Source organism: Hyphomonas polymorpha PS728 (assembly GCF_000685315.1).
GTDB classification, from domain to species: domain Bacteria; phylum Pseudomonadota; class Alphaproteobacteria; order Caulobacterales; family Hyphomonadaceae; genus Hyphomonas; species Hyphomonas polymorpha.
This window is the reverse complement of the sequence record NZ_ARYM01000040.1, coordinates 1-13,735: the sequence shown is the minus strand read 5'-3', so window position 1 is coordinate 13,735 and position 13,735 is coordinate 1. Positions and strand designations below refer to the sequence as shown.

The window sequence follows — 13,735 nt, the reverse complement described above, 5'->3', positions numbered from 1 at the left end:
TCACAGTCGCTGACGGGGAACACCGATGTTCCTACGGGCAAGCCATATACTGACCGCCCTTACCGCGCTCTCCCTCGCGGCCTGTGCGCACGAGGGCGCACGCGGCGAGGCGCAACCCGCCGCCATCGCGCCGGTGACCGCCGCTGATGACAGTGCGCCGAGGCTTTGCACGGGCGATGCGCGCGCATGGGTGAGGGAAGCGGAAAAGACCGTTGATTTCGAGGCCCGGTATCAGGATTTCGACGTACATATCCGCCGCTTTGTCGGTGGCTTTGAAGTCCGCAAGCGCCTGCGCGCCGATCAGATCGACGCTCATGACGCCCGACTTCTTGCTGAAGCGGAAGAGGCCATCCATCTCCTCGGGCGGCTGCTGCCGTTCGAGATGGATGAAGCGGGACGGCCCGACATGGGGGACTTCGCCGACCGGATCTATTTCGACCAGATAGACCTCCCGGATGCGAACGATGCGGATACGGTCATGCGCATCGCCTTCGCCAAAGAGGCGCTCGACGCTTATCCCGAGTCCGGCCGACGGATCATCCGGTTCATGACCGATCTCGATCTTGCAAGAAACCTGTTGGAGATTCAGATCAGCGGAAACGCGACGCCGACCGAGCGGGAAGCCGTTCTCGAAATGCCGCGCATCGTCCTCGAAACCTACGAGGAAGACCTTCGTCCCGTGTTCGAGAAGGCGATCTCGGGCCCCTATCACACCGATTTGTCGAGCCGCCTCGCCGGAAGGGTGAGCCGCATGTGCGCCGAGCGCGCGCTGGCGCTGGAAATCGAAGCCAAAAGCATGACAGAGTCAAAGGAGTCCGGACATGAGTAAAGCCCGCTTGCGGCGAAGCGCTGCGCTGCTCGTCGCGGCCGTCCTCGTCTTCCCCGCCGCTGTTTCGGCGCAGCCGTCGTTCGACGGTCTGGAAGACGCCGAGATAGAGGCCTGCCGCGATGACGGACAATGGGTGAAGGACGCGGCTGTCCGGACCTATTTCAAGGACAGCTATTACGATCTCGACGTGCGGTTCCGCGCTTTTATCGGCACGGCGCGCCGGAGCGTCAAAACCGCCGCCGCGATGGAAGATGAGGAAGCGCGCGCGGAACGCTATGCGTTTCTTCACGATCAGACCAAAGACCTCATCCCCCGCATGGGACGCTTGTTGCCCCGGATGGAGCGGCCGCTCGATCTTGCGCCGATGATCGGGCAGATGCTGAAAAGCGAAATCTGGGATCCGCAGGGCGATCACCACACCGAATATCTGCGCGTCGCGCTGGCCCGCGAAATGCTCGCTGTCCCGACGGAGACCGCGCGCGATCCGGGGCCAGGCATCGCCGCCTTTCTCACCTATTTTAGCGTGGTCGAGGACTTGCTCCTGACGATGAAGACCGGCGAGGGCGATAAAAAAGCCGTCGAGGCGCTGGACGCCAATCTCGCCGCGCTCGCCATCGGCTGGCGCGACGGATTCCGGCCCATTGCCGAGCGCGCCATTTTTGGAGACAGGCCGGACGCATTCGCCGCTCGTCTCGCCGACGGCGTGAAAGAGATTTGCCACGCACGCCTTGCCTGTTCGAGCGATAGCCTCGACGCGCCCATGGATTGCGGCGACTAATGGCCCGACTCGTTACAGTCATCCCGCTCGCCGCAGACGAACCGTTGCAGGCCTTGCGCATCTCCGAAGGCTGGATGGTTTCCTACAATTCCTTCTGCGAGGTGAACGTCGATCACCCGGACGCCTGGACGCTGCTGAAAGAATCGCTCCTGCAGCTCAAGCACGAGCGCCGCAACCGGCTTCTCGATCTCGGCTGGTATCCGAAAGGCGAACCGGACGGCCGCTTCGTCATGCGGCTTTACGAAGGCGATTTTACGGGAACGCTTCTTCAGAAGCATGAAACCAAAGACCGCGCGGAAATCGTCGGCGGCATCGAGCGCTTGCTCGAAGAAGTGACGCGCGGCGATCTTTAAGGCGAGAGAGCATGACCGAACAGAACCAGACGAAAGACGATGACGACACGCCGCTCGAATATCTGGCGCTGCTGCCCATCGACTTTTCCATGAACCCGCCGGAAGACGTGAATGTCGAATCCGTGTGCATTGCGCTTTCCACCCATCCGGATGTTTTCGTGCGCGGCAACGCCATGATCGGTTTCGGTCATCTCGCGCGCGTGACCCGAAAGCTGAATAAAGCGAGGGTCAAGCCGATTCTCGAGGCGGCGCTGCATGACATGGAGCCCTCCGTGCGCGGCAAGGCGGACGACGCCATGGACGACATCGAAAATTACCTCGGCTGGAAGTTCGAGCGCGTTGAGTTGCCGCCCTTGCCGGCGGCTCCCGATTATATTCGCACCAAGGCCGCTTATCGCGTTTATCTCGTCATGGACGAGGAATCGAACATCCTTGTCGAGCGCTATGACCTTCCCGGCGTCATCGCGCCATCGGATAAATTCGATCCGGACCCGCGCGGGCTTTCCCATGGCTATGAATGGCGGCTGCCCGGTTTCAGCCTGATGCGGGACTTATCGCCTAAGGCGCAGAAGCTCGAAGAACTGTGGAAAGCGCGGCGGAGAATAACCTGGCTGAACACATCCAATGAGTTCAATGAACGCGCCATCGTTCAGGCGCTAACGCTGAAGGGCGCGCAGGATCACGAATTTTGCGACTGGCTCGATATTAACTGCCGGGCCTGGCTGTGCAACCGCGCCGATACTGTCTGGCCGCCCGAAGAAGGCGTCGCCCAGCAATGGCTGACGGAAGAGCAGTTCATGGCGGGCTTCCCCGTCGGCGCTCATGACCGCTACGTCTATGCGCTATTCCAGACATTTATGGCTCAGAGTTAAAATCCTCTTTGGCCGGACGAAAGCTTGTCCTGAGCCTTGTTCTGTATGTATCGCAACAATTCGCGACTTGCGGAGCGCTTCCGCGTCTGGGGTGTCGCTCTTGGTCGCGCCCGGAATTGTCAGAGGGGTGACGGGCGCCCGATCAGGGCCTGACGGACGCCGGAATCAGGGGGCGCTAGGGGACCGCAGGAGGCGTTTCATGGTGCCTGCGTCGGCGTCAGGCCTGGAGAGCAGAACCTTTAATTGCCCTGAGGCGGACCAGAGGAGTGAGATACAAACCGGATACCTGATGGGATACAATTCGCCCTTCAGAAAATTGTAGTACATTGATATAATGGAGAATAATCTCTCGCTTCGAAGCGCGTCACTTGCGTCGAGCCTGGTGGCCTAACCTGTTGAAATTTCTATCATAATTTCTGCGTCTCCGCCGCCCAGGCGGGTTCGACGCGATATTCGGGGGTCGAACCTGATCAAGTCCCTTGGGGCAGTTCCTGCTTGCGCCGGTAAATGGGGTACACAGAACTTTATTGCCGGCCTGCGTTGCGGCGGGGCCCGATAATCCGCTCCACCTCCGCACTCCACAGGTCCATTGCCCGCCGCACCTCTGCTGATGTGTTGCCGACATAGTAACGGTTTTGCATGGAGCGATCCGGGGCGTGATTGATGCAGGCTTCGGCAATGGCGGGGGCGATGCCCAGCCGGTCTACCATCAGTGTACGGCCAAGGCGGCGGCAATCGTAGAGTTGCACTCCGGCCAGCGGGGAAGTCTGGCCCTTCTTCTTCGCGGCGGCAACGGTGCGCTCGCGAACCCTGATCCACCTTTGCTTGGGGCCATCATGGCGAATTGGGCCGTCGCCCGCTTCATTCGGAAACACCCAGGCCTGATTGTGAAGGGAGAGGGCTTTCTGGAACAGCCCCACCGCGAGCGGAGATAGCGGCACCTCATAGACTTCATTCGTCTTTGTTTGCCCGGCAGGGATGCGCCACAACTCCCGGCCCGGTGTCCAGTCGAACTGATCCCGTTTCGCGGCGGCGATCTCTGCAGGTCGCTGGAGAGTGACCGCGTGAAGCATAATAGCCAGTGCTGAGGACGCGCCGCGCCGATGTTTCTTCTCTTCCTTGGAGTCGGCTGGGGCCTTCACCTCCAGGTCGGCACTCAGGGCCGCCCAAATCAGCTGCAGCGCTTCCTCGGGCATTGCAGGGCGCTTGTCGGGGCTGTCCTTGAACAGCTTCTTGAAGCCGGCGGGGTTGGCTTCGGTCAGGTCTTCCGCGATGGCCCAGCCATAGATGGCACGGATGACGCCCTGGCATTCGTTAGCCAGCTTGGCGCCGGGATTAGAGGAGGTGAACGCGCGGGGATGTTTGGCAGCCCGTGCCTGAATATCGCGGATTAGCTGGCGCACTTCGGACTTGGCGATCTTCCGGAAGGGCTTCTCTCCAAGCGTGGGCAGGATGTGTTCTCGCAGCAGGCGCTCCCGCTCATCATAGGTTCGTTGCGAGAGAATGGGAGGGGTTTTCTCAGGGGCGCCCATGAAGCGGTCTGCGAGGGCTTGGAAGGTTGCTTCCCGTTGCTCTTTGGCTTCCGCCTTGGCCCGCCGTCGCTGTGTGACAGGATCAGCCCCGCCCAAAGCCATACGGCCCAACTCCTTGATGGCCAGCGAGCGGGCAATGTCAGGGGAGCCATCACTGGTGGCGATCAGCTTTGTGTCTGACTTGGAGCCGTCCGGCTTTACGATAAGGAGCTTGTAGGCGGCGCTGCCATTGGGTGTGATGGACAGAAACATCTTGGGCACTTCGGTGTCCCAATGCCGCGCCTTCTTCTTTCCATCATGCTCACGGATCAGCCGGGTGACGGCGGTTTGGGTGAGTTTCAATCGGCTGTTGGCCATGGGTCCGTCTCGCTCCTTCGAGTCTGTAGACGGTGGCTTTCAAGCCGCGTGCCACCCAAGCCACCTCTGAGCCACCTCGGAAAGTCGGAAATTGTCCGGCTTTGTCTGGGATGACGCAAAACGAAAAGCAGGGAAGGCTAGGTGTGAAGGGGCTGTATCTATGGGCCATTCTGCAGTGTTTGCAGGAAATCTCGCCCGAGGGGAGATGGTCGGAGCGATAGGATTCGAACCTACGACCCTCTGGTCCCAAACCAGATGCGCTACCAGACTGCGCTACGCTCCGGAGTCCCGGTGTAATCAGATGGGGCCGGGGTGCAAGCGCTTTTCGCTGTGCCGGGGCGCCGCAGCTGTGAGGATTGCGCCAGAGGGCGGCATTTCCGGACAGGTTTCGGACAAATCCGGACAAATCCGGACAATTCGGGCCCATCTCAGGCCCGTTGACGGTCAGCCCTGGCGCGGTTTCGGCGTGACCCGGCGCATCAGGCCTTCCTGGGCCACCGAAGCGACCAGCCGGCCGGAAGCATCATAGATGGACCCGCGGTTGAAGCTGCGCGCGCCGCCGGCATAGGGGCTGTCCATTGAATAGAGGTGCCATTCATCGAACTTGGTGGGGGCGTGGAACCACATGGCATGGTCAAGGCTGGCGGACATCAGCTCCCGGTTCATCCAGGAGACGCCATGGGGGCGCGAGCCGGTGCCGAGGAGGGCCATGTCGGAGGCATAGGCCATCAGGCAGTGGTGGATCCAGGGCGCCTCGTCGATGGGGCGGGCAACGCGGAACCAGAGGGCGTGGACATCCGACGCCTTGGCCGGGTTCAGCGGGTCCAGCGGGTCGATCTCGCGCATCTCGATGGGGCGTTCGCGCAGGAAATGGCCGCGATGACGCTCGGGGACGTTTTCGGCAAACTTGCGGCGCCATTCGATCCGGTCGCTGAGGCTCTCGGGCGGCTGGACTTGCGGCATGTCATGCTGGTGGTGCCAGCTTTCTTCCTGCACCTGGAAGGAAGCAGCGAGGTTGAAAATCTGCTTGCCATGCTGGATGGCGACGACGCGGCGGGTGGTGAAGGAGCCACCATCGCGGGAATGGTCGACCTGATAGATGATCGGCACGGACGGGTCGCCGGGGCGGATGAAATAGGCGTGCAGGGAGTGGCAGGGCCGGTCGTCCGGCACGGTGCGGTAGGCGGCGACGAGGGACTGGGCGATGACCTGGCCGCCGAAGACGCGCTGGCTTTCTTCCTCATCCGGGCTCTGGCCACGGAAGAGGTCATGTTCGAGCCGCTCGATGTCGAGCAGGGTGAGCAGGTCGCCAACCGGGTCCTTCGCCATGGTCCATGTTCCTTATGAGTTTCTTGTGCGCCGCAGCATCTACCAGACCTGACACGGAACGCAAACCTGCCGCAAATTCCCTGTTATGGTTAGCGAATTCTTTGACAATCCCTGCAATAATCCCATCTGTTAAATTCAATAAAAACCCAAAACATCCAATCCGACCCTCTGCGTTGGGAGGCGCCGCAAATGAACCTTTTTGCCAAGATTGGCCGCGAATACCGGCTGTTCCAGGATATTCTGCTCGTCAAGAAATGGACCGGGGACATTTCTCCCGATTCCGAGAACCTGGTGGCCGACGATTACGAACGCGCGGCTGACCAGTTTGCCGGCAACATCGCTTTCCGATTCGAGGGCCAATCGACGACCTATGCCGAGTTTGACGCCCAGGCGAGCCGGTTTGCCAACTGGGCGCTGGGCCAGGGGCTGAAGGCAGGCGACTGCATCGCCCTCTTCATGGAAAACCGGCCCGATTACGTCGCCGCCTGGGCAGGCTTTGCCAAGATCGGGGTCGTCACGGCACTGATCAACCACAATCTGGAAGGCGACGCGCTGGCCCATTGCGTCAATATTTCGGGCGCGAAGCTGATCGTGACCGGGGCCGAGCAGGACGGCGCGATCATCGGCGCGGCAGCCCTGTTCAAGGATGCCCCGACGGTGTGGACGCTGGGCGGGCAGGTGGGGGAAGACCTCGGCGCGGCGCTGGCCGCTGCCTCGCCACAACGGCCAGATCGGGCCCACCGCGCTGGCCTTCTGGGCAAGGATCTCTGCCTCTATGTGTATACCTCCGGCACCACGGGCCTGCCCAAGGCCGCGCGCCTGACCCATGCCCGCACGCAGGGGATGATGAAGAGTTTCATCGCGCCCTGCCGCATCACGCCGAAGGACCGGATCTACATCACCCTGCCGCTCTATCATGGCACGGGCGGGCTTTGCGGCATCGGGCAGGGCCTGATGACCGGCGCGACAATCATCCTGAGACGGAAGTTTTCCGCCAGCGCCTTCTGGGACGACGCGACCGATGAGGGCGCCACCGCCATCGTCTATATCGGCGAGCTGTGCCGGTATCTGGTGAACTCGCCGCCCCATCCCAAGGAGAAGGCGCACAAGATCCGCACCGGATTTGGCAATGGTTTGCGCCCGGAAGTCTGGGAAGAGTTCCTGGAGCGGTTCAATATTCCGCATCTGGCCGAGTTCTATGGCTCCACCGAGGGCAATGTCAGCTTCATCAATTTTGACGGCAAGCCGGGCGCCATCGGGCGCATTCCCGGCTGGCTGAAAAGCCAGTTTGCGCATGTCGGCTTCGTCAAGTTCGACATCGAGACCGAGGAGCCCGTGCGCGGGCCGGACGGCTTCTGCATTCCCGCCGCGATCGGCGAGCCGGGCGAGGCCATCGGCAAGATCGGCGACGATGTCCGCCAGCGCTTTGAAGGCTATAACGATCAGAAGGCGACCGAGAAGAAGCTGCTGCGTGATGTGTTCGAAAAGGGCGATCTCTGGTTCCGCACCGGCGACCTGCTGAAGAAGGACAAGGCCGGCTATATCTACTTCATTGACCGGATCGGCGACACCTTCCGCTGGAAGGGTGAGAATGTCTCGACCAATGAAGTGGGCGAGGCGCTGTCGAAGATCGACGGAGTGGCCACGGCCAACGTTTATGGCGTGCCTGTTCCGGGGACGGACGGAAAGGCCGGTATGGCCGCCGTGACGCTGGACGGCGAGGTGGATTTCGCCGGGCTGCACAAACGGCTCACCGGGATGCTGCCCTCCTATGCCGTGCCGGTTTTCATCCGGGTACAGCCGGAAGCGGAAACGACCGGCACGTTCAAATATCGTAAGGTGGAGCTGGTGGCCGAAGGGTTTGACCCGGCAAAGGTCGAAGGCGACGCGCTGTGGATGTATGACCCGGCCGAAGGCGGCTACGCGCCGGTGACGGCGGAGCGGTATGCGAAGCTGCTGGCGGGCGGGTTCAAGTTTTAGGGGTTTTGTGCGGGAGGAGAGGAAGACCCTCACCTCCCATTGCCGCGCAATGGGCCCCTCCTCTCCCACTTCGCGGGAGAGGGGTTTCACCGCGCCATCTCACGGACAGCCAGACTGGATGCAACTCGCCCCTCTCCCAAGGGGAGAGGGGTTTGGCGTTGCGCTTGGATCAGCCCGCGCGGCCCATGCGGCGTTCGAGGCGGGTGGAGAACCAGGAGATGATCCGTCTCCAGATTTCATCTTTCAGGACGGCGCCTTCGACATCATGATCGATTGACGGGTTGTCGTTGATTTCGATGATGATGACGCCCTGTTCGGTTTCTTTCAGGTCTACGCCATAGAGGCCATCGCCGATCAGGCTGGCGGCGCGGACGGCGACGTTGACGACTTCGGGGGGCGCGTCTTCCACGGGCATGGTGGTGAAGCCGCCTTCGGTGGACTTGCCATTGTCGCCATACTTCACCGTCTGCCAGTGGCCCCGCGCCATGCGGTATTGGCAGGCATAGAGCGGCTCGCCATTCAGGACGCCGATGCGCCAGTCGAATTTCGTTGGGCGGAATTCCTGGGCGATGATGAGAGCGGTATCTTCGAACATTTTCTTGGCGCCGGTTTTCAGCTCGTCCAGGGACTGGGCCTTGACCATGTTGATGCCGAAACTGCCATCGGGCGTTTTCAGGATAACCGGGCTGCCCAGGCGCTCGAACACGCCGGCGAGATCGGTCTTCTCGTCAACAATCTCCGTGCGCGGAATGGGCAGGCCGGCCTTCTCGAGGATTTCCTTGAGATAGACCTTGTTGGTGCAGCGGATCATCGAATGGGTATCATCGATGACGGGCATGCCTTCCTGCTCAGCCCGGCGGGCGAAGCGGTAGGTGAAATTGTCGATCGAGGTGGTGGCGCGGATGAAGAGGGCGTCGAATTCGGCCAGCGATGGCAGGTCAGTCGGGTCGATCAGCTCCACCTCGACGCCCATCTTCTCGGCCACATCGGCGAGGCGCTTCAAGGAGGCGGGTTTGGACGGGGCGGTCTTTTCCTGCGGGTCGACCAACACGGCGAGGGCCCATTTGGCGGGCGCGCGGGTCTTCTCGTTCTTCACGCGGCCCTTGGTGTAGGCCTCCATCGCATCGAGGAAGAATTTCCGGCGCTGGTCTTTCAGCTTGTGGGGTGGGACGGCGCGGATGCGGCCGATGCCGTGGGGGGCTTCCTCGTCGAACTCGATTTCGAGGGCGGGCGTGCGGAACCAGTCCATCGCTTCGCGGGCAAGGCGCTCATAGGCCGGGATCTCGGTGCGCGAGAAGGCGACGAACAGGGTGTCGACCTTCGGGGCGCCCTTGGCGAGGGCTTCTTGCAGGGTTTCGCCCAGGTCTGGCAGGGCATGGTTGTAGAGTGTCTTTTTCGACAGCTCGACCATGGTCTGGACGCTGGGGCTGACGCGGTGGCCGCGTGCCTCGGCTAGCAGGGAGGCGTAATAGCCTTCCGACTGGTAGGCGTAGGAGCGGGCGAGATTGAGGATGTAGGGCCGCCGGCCGGTGAACAGCGCAGGCTTTGAGATATAGTCGGAGATACGCAGGACTTTGTGCGGTGTCTCTGCCTGAGATATGTCGCTTGCCGATTCAACAAGCACGACCCAATCGGTCATGGGGCTCCATTAGAGGGCGCTTCTAGAGACTTCTCCATCCGCAGCGCCGCTTCTCCGTCCGGATAGTAGGACTCAAGGGTCGCAATTACGCGATAACCGCCCGCCTCGTAAAGGCGGATGGCTGAACTATTTGTGACGCGCACTTCCAGCCGGATGGCGCGGGCGCCGCGATCTGTAGCATCGGCTTCACAGGCCGCCATCAGCCCCCGGGCGAGGCCTTGGCCGCGGGCCGACGGGGCGACGGTGATGGAGTAGAGCCGGCCGATGCGGGCGCCCTTGCGGTAGAGCATCACGGCGGCGGCGAGGAGGCCGCCGGGGGCCGTCTCGCAGACGAGGACGCGGGCATGGCCGGAGAGGAGGCGCCGCCAGGTGCGCCGGTCAAACCGGTCTTCTTCAGGGAAGCTCGCTTCCAGGGCCACCAGCGCGTCCATGTCGGCGGTGGTGGCAGGGCGAATGATCAAAGGCGCACCATGTCGTCGCGGTGGATGATGGCGGGGCGGCCCTTGTAGCCGAGGAGGGCTTCAGCCTCCTCTGTGCGGCGGCCGGCGATGCGGCGGATGTCTTCTGCGCCGTAAGCGGTGACGCCCTTGGCCAGGAGGCGGCCATCGGGCGCGCGCACGGCGACGGCGGCGCCGCGCTCGAACTGGCCGGTGACCCCGCGCACGCCGACGGCCAGGAGGCTGGCGCCTTTTTCCAGGGCGGCGGCGGCGCCGTCATCGACGGTGATCTCGCCTTCGGGTTTGAGGTGGCCTTCGAGCCAGGCGGCGCGGGCCTTGGCCGGGCTGATGCGGGAAGCGATGAGGGTGGCGCGCTCGCCCGCCTCGATGGCGCCGAGGGGATACTCGCGGTTGCCTAGAGTGATGAGGGTGGAGCAGCCGGCGGCATGGGCGATGCGGGCGGCGGCAAGCTTGGTCGCCATGCCGCCCGAGCCGACACCGGCAGCGGCGTTGGCGCCGGTCGCCATCGCGTCATGCTCCGGGGTGAGCGCTTCGAGGAAGGGGATGTGGGTGGCGGCGGGGTTTGAGCGCGGATCGGCGGTGTAGAGGCCGTCGATATCGGAGAGGAGGATCAGCACGTCTGCGCCCATCATCTGGGCGACGCGGGCGGCGAGGCGGTCATTGTCGCCATAGCGGATTTCTTCGGTGGCGACGGTGTCGTTCTCGTTGATGACGGGGATGATGCCGGCTTCCAGCAGGGTTTCCAGCGTGGCGCGGGCATTCAGCCAACGCCGGCGGTTTTCGGTGTCGCCGGGGGTGAGCAGGGCCTGGCCGGCGGCGATGCCGTGCGGGGCGAGGGCGTCTCCCAGGGCGGCCATCAGGCGGGGCTGGCCGATGGCGGCGGCGGCCTGTTTCTGCTCCAGCCGGCCCTGATAGGGCGCGCCGAGGGCCGAGCGGCCAAGGGCGACCGCGCCGGAGGAAACGAGGATGACCTCCTTGCCCCGCTGGCGCAGGCTGGCGATGTCAGCGGCCAGCGCGGCAAGCCAGGCATGGCGCGGCATGCCGGCCTCGGCGATGAGGGCGGAGCCGGTTTTCACGACGATGCGGCGGGCGCGGGCGAGGGTGTCTGAAGTCATGGCTGAGGGAGATACACGCCGTTTTGCGTAAAGGCGAGTGGGGCTGGTGACTGCCCGCCGGAGACCCGTGAGAGGGATCAGGCCGGGGATGAGGGCGGGCCGGCGGAAAGGGCGGTGAGACTTATAAGGTAGCCGAGGATGGCGCTGGCGCCATAGCCCGCGAAGGGCGTGGGGTAATTGCCAAGGGCGGCGGCAAAAAGGATGGCCAACCAGACTGCCCCGAAGGCGGCGCTGGTGGCCGAACGGGCAAGGAGCGCAGGCAGGAGCAGCACGCCGGCGCTGGCCAGCACGGCGAGGCCGGCGAGCGGATGGACCGCGAAGGACGTGTAGAATACACGCTCGACAAAGGGCATGGCCGGGAGCTGATCGGGCTGAACAAAGGCAGCGGCGAAGGCCATCAGCGAGATAATCAGCACAAGGACCGTCTCGCGCCGGGGGCGGAGGGCGGCAACGGCCGCCAGACCTGCGGCCAGAGCGCCGGCCATGGCGCGATCAGGTTGCAGCGCCATTGCCACAGCCGCGATGGCGATGGCCGCTGCAGCCAGGCGCGTTGGCTGGCGGGCGAAGGCCGTTACCATCACCGGCAGCAGGATGAGGCTGGGCTGAAGGGTCAACGGGCCGAGCGCGATCCAGCGGGTGGCGCCATCGGCCGATACACCAAACAGGCTGGTGGCCAAGAGGGCTGCGGCCAGAGCAAGCAGGACGGGGCCCGTGGGAAGACGGGCCCTGCCAGCGATCAGGACAAAGGCGGCCCCAACCCCGAAGGCGGCGGCGTTGACGGAAGGGTAAAGAAGCGGCGCGCCGGCCGCGATAAGATACACAATGCCGAGACCGGTTGCCACCGCGCCGCAGGCGAGGCCGAGACGGCGCGGACGGGCGGCAAGGGAGCTGAACATCAACGGCACCGGCATGATGAAGGGGATCGCAGGTGCGATACACGCCCGGCACGTCAAAGGCGAGAGGAAGCGCCGCGATCCGGCCCCAATAGCGGCGAAAACTCCCCCTCCGGCGGACTGAAAGCTGCCTGGCGGGTGAGATTTGCCGTTCAGGCAGGGTTATGGCGGCGGGGGCGCCTGGCCGGAATCGAAGAGGCCGCCCATGATCAGGAAGCCGACCACCACGAGCACCAGCGACGCGGCGAGGATCTTCCAGACACCGACACGGCGGCCTTGGCGGGCCTCGACGGGAGTAACTTCCTCATGCGACTCTGTGTTGCGGGTTTCATACTGCATACGTGTGCTCCTTCTGCTTCGGGGAGGCGCATCAGCGCAGGCCAGTAGACATGCGGGGGACGCCTGGTCCCACCAATAGAACGCCCAGTGGAACGGATAGTTCCATCCAGGGAATGCTCCGTAAGGGGAATGGCGCGCGCGTGTTGACCGCTGTGCCTGCTGCCCGCAAGCTGGCGGCAAACAGAAACAGTCAGAAACGGGGAAATGTCTTGAAGCTCTACAACACGCCGATGCCGGCGCCCAATCCGCGCCGCGTGCGCATGTTCCTGTCCGAGAAGGGGGTGTCTATCCCGCTGGTGGATGTGGCGCTGGCCAGGGGCGAGCATAAGGCCGCCGACCATATCGCCCGCAACTCGCTGGGCCAGACGCCGGTGCTGGAACTGGACGATGGCACCTGTATCAGCGAGACGGTGTCTATCTGCCGCTATCTGGAGAGCCTTTATCCGGAGCCGAATCTGTTTGGGGATGGGGCGCTGGAGCAGGCCATGATCGATATGTGGGTGCGCCGGGTGGAGTTTCAGATGATGAGCCCGGCAGGGATGTTCTGGCGCCATGCCCATCCGTTCACGGCGAAGGTGGTGGTTCCTCAGTATCAGGAGTTTGGCGCGTCGAACCGGGGGCATTATGAGCGGGCGCTGATGTGGCTGGACGGGGAACTGGCGGGGCGCGATTATGTGACGGGGGACCGGTTTACGGTGGCCGATATCTGCGCGCTTTCGACGGTGGACTTTGCGGCCTGGATCGGCCTGCCGGTGCCGGAGGGCGCAGCCCATGTGAAAGCATGGCACGCGCGCGTGAGCGCGCGGCCAAGTGCGGCAGCTTAAGAGTTTCAGTTATTTTTCGGGCGCTTGCCGAAGGGCACGGCGCGTCAGGAAGTGTCGGCGGCGAAGAAGCTGAAGGCCATGTCTGTCAGGCTGCGGAGGGTATCTTTCTCGTGGCCGGGGAGGGCGCTGCGCAGGCCGGGGATACGGTGGGGCGAGAGGGGGCAGGGCTTCGGCGCTGCGCCGGCGAACTGGCGGCGCAGCCAGCGGGCAGCGACGGCGTGGGGATTGTTCAGGGCGCCATGCAGCGCGGCGAGGCGGCGGGCGAAGCCTGCGGAAAGATCGCGCGGCGGCGCAGCGGGCACGGGCGGCGCGCTGAGAACATCATCTGTCAGCACACGGATGCGCGGCAGTTCCGAGGCGGGGAGATGGTCTGACTTCACGCGGGGCTGGGGCTCTCGCATGTTGAAGACGGGCGCGCGGGGCTGGGCGGCTTTCTG

General features: G+C 63.6%; 14 protein-coding genes and 1 tRNA gene. 6 read left to right on the top strand and 9 right to left on the bottom strand.

Features of this window, described 5'->3' with window-relative positions; translation table 11 throughout:
• The first annotated feature begins 25 nt into the window (after positions 1-25).
• Genes HPO_RS18880 through HPO_RS18865 form a run of 4 tightly spaced genes read left to right on the top strand, consistent with a single transcriptional unit; the run spans position 26 to position 2,832 of the window.
• On the top strand, positions 26-829 hold the full coding sequence (locus tag HPO_RS18880) for a hypothetical protein (protein ID WP_035602578.1): 804 nt from the start codon (positions 26-28) through the stop codon (positions 827-829).
• Positions 822-1,607, top strand: coding sequence for a hypothetical protein (locus HPO_RS18875; protein WP_035602576.1), 786 nt, complete (start codon positions 822-824; stop codon positions 1,605-1,607). Before HPO_RS18880 ends, HPO_RS18875 begins: the two co-directional genes overlap by 8 nt.
• Complete coding sequence (locus HPO_RS18870; protein ID WP_035602573.1) at positions 1,607-1,960, top strand: hypothetical protein; 354 nt, start codon at positions 1,607-1,609, stop codon at positions 1,958-1,960. Before HPO_RS18875 ends, HPO_RS18870 begins: the two co-directional genes overlap by 1 nt.
• 11 nt (positions 1,961-1,971) lie before the next feature.
• Positions 1,972-2,832: a hypothetical protein gene (locus HPO_RS18865; RefSeq protein WP_035602570.1), complete on the top strand. Its 861-nt coding sequence runs from the start codon at positions 1,972-1,974 to the stop codon at positions 2,830-2,832.
• A gap of 524 nt (positions 2,833-3,356) precedes the next feature.
• On the opposite strand, the gene HPO_RS18860 is transcribed toward HPO_RS18865, so the two are convergent.
• The 3 genes from HPO_RS18860 to HPO_RS18850 all read right to left on the bottom strand — a co-directional run bounded on the left by HPO_RS18860 (position 3,357) and on the right by HPO_RS18850 (position 6,050).
• Positions 3,357-4,721 carry a tyrosine-type recombinase/integrase gene (locus HPO_RS18860; RefSeq protein WP_035602565.1) on the bottom strand — a complete coding sequence of 455 codons (1,365 nt, stop codon included), beginning with the start codon at positions 4,719-4,721 and terminating at the stop codon, positions 3,357-3,359.
• Positions 4,722-4,927: 206 nt separating this feature from the next.
• A tRNA-Pro gene (locus HPO_RS18855) sits at positions 4,928-5,004 on the bottom strand.
• A 161-nt stretch (positions 5,005-5,165) separates the two neighbouring features.
• Entirely contained in the window at positions 5,166-6,050 is an 885-nt protein-coding gene (locus HPO_RS18850; protein WP_035602563.1) for an acyl-CoA thioesterase, read from the bottom strand.
• 189 nt (positions 6,051-6,239) lie between these two features.
• Between HPO_RS18850 and HPO_RS18845 the strand changes: the two genes are divergently transcribed.
• Complete coding sequence (locus tag HPO_RS18845) at positions 6,240-8,030, top strand: long-chain-acyl-CoA synthetase (protein ID WP_035602560.1); 1,791 nt, start codon at positions 6,240-6,242, stop codon at positions 8,028-8,030.
• Between the two features lie 169 nt (positions 8,031-8,199).
• Here the strand turns inward: HPO_RS18845 and HPO_RS18840 are convergent, their stop codons facing one another.
• The 5 genes from HPO_RS18840 to HPO_RS20660 form a co-directional block, all read right to left on the bottom strand.
• Entirely contained in the window at positions 8,200-9,669 is a 1,470-nt protein-coding gene (locus HPO_RS18840; RefSeq protein ID WP_035602557.1) for a RimK family protein, read from the bottom strand.
• Positions 9,666-10,130, bottom strand: a complete 465-nt coding sequence (locus HPO_RS18835; RefSeq protein ID WP_035602554.1) for a GNAT family N-acetyltransferase — start codon at positions 10,128-10,130, stop codon at positions 9,666-9,668. Before HPO_RS18835 ends, HPO_RS18840 begins: the two co-directional genes overlap by 4 nt.
• Positions 10,127-11,242, bottom strand: a complete 1,116-nt coding sequence (gene proB / locus HPO_RS18830; protein ID WP_035602551.1) for a glutamate 5-kinase — start codon at positions 11,240-11,242, stop codon at positions 10,127-10,129. Before proB ends, HPO_RS18835 begins: the two co-directional genes overlap by 4 nt.
• Before the next feature lie 77 nt (positions 11,243-11,319).
• The gene (locus HPO_RS18825; RefSeq protein ID WP_157532931.1) at positions 11,320-12,138 is read right to left on the bottom strand and encodes a hypothetical protein; all 819 of its coding nucleotides are present in this window, start codon (positions 12,136-12,138) and stop codon (positions 11,320-11,322) included.
• Between the two features lie 159 nt (positions 12,139-12,297).
• The gene (locus tag HPO_RS20660) at positions 12,298-12,474 is read right to left on the bottom strand and encodes a hypothetical protein (protein ID WP_157532930.1); all 177 of its coding nucleotides are present in this window, start codon (positions 12,472-12,474) and stop codon (positions 12,298-12,300) included.
• Positions 12,475-12,683: 209 nt separating this feature from the next.
• Here HPO_RS20660 and HPO_RS18820 point away from each other — a divergent pair, with 209 nt between their 5' ends.
• Positions 12,684-13,298: a glutathione S-transferase family protein gene (locus HPO_RS18820; RefSeq protein ID WP_035602580.1), complete on the top strand. Its 615-nt coding sequence runs from the start codon at positions 12,684-12,686 to the stop codon at positions 13,296-13,298.
• Positions 13,299-13,342: 44 nt separating this feature from the next.
• Here the strand turns inward: HPO_RS18820 and HPO_RS20770 are convergent.
• The coding region (locus tag HPO_RS20770; RefSeq protein ID WP_035602548.1) for a hypothetical protein at positions 13,343-13,735 on the bottom strand (393 nt) is incomplete at its 5' end.

What these genes read in the sequence shown, in the direction of transcription:
- HPO_RS18865 (WP_035602570.1), top strand. Translation starts at nt 1,972, where the DNA reads ATGACCGAACAGAACCAGACGAAAGACGATGACGACACGCCGCTCGAA.
- HPO_RS20660 (WP_157532930.1), bottom strand. Translation starts at nt 12,474, where the DNA reads ATGCAGTATGAAACCCGCAACACAGAGTCGCATGAGGAAGTTACTCCC.
- HPO_RS18840 (WP_035602557.1), bottom strand. Translation starts at nt 9,669, where the DNA reads ATGACCGATTGGGTCGTGCTTGTTGAATCGGCAAGCGACATATCTCAG.
- HPO_RS18880 (WP_035602578.1), top strand. Translation starts at nt 26, where the DNA reads ATGTTCCTACGGGCAAGCCATATACTGACCGCCCTTACCGCGCTCTCC.
- proB (WP_035602551.1), bottom strand. Translation starts at nt 11,242, where the DNA reads ATGACTTCAGACACCCTCGCCCGCGCCCGCCGCATCGTCGTGAAAACC.
- HPO_RS18860 (WP_035602565.1), bottom strand. Translation starts at nt 4,721, where the DNA reads ATGGCCAACAGCCGATTGAAACTCACCCAAACCGCCGTCACCCGGCTG.
- HPO_RS18850 (WP_035602563.1), bottom strand. Translation starts at nt 6,050, where the DNA reads ATGGCGAAGGACCCGGTTGGCGACCTGCTCACCCTGCTCGACATCGAG.
- HPO_RS18875 (WP_035602576.1), top strand. Translation starts at nt 822, where the DNA reads ATGAGTAAAGCCCGCTTGCGGCGAAGCGCTGCGCTGCTCGTCGCGGCC.
- HPO_RS18825 (WP_157532931.1), bottom strand. Translation starts at nt 12,138, where the DNA reads ATGTTCAGCTCCCTTGCCGCCCGTCCGCGCCGTCTCGGCCTCGCCTGC.
- HPO_RS18870 (WP_035602573.1), top strand. Translation starts at nt 1,607, where the DNA reads ATGGCCCGACTCGTTACAGTCATCCCGCTCGCCGCAGACGAACCGTTG.
- HPO_RS18845 (WP_035602560.1), top strand. Translation starts at nt 6,240, where the DNA reads ATGAACCTTTTTGCCAAGATTGGCCGCGAATACCGGCTGTTCCAGGAT.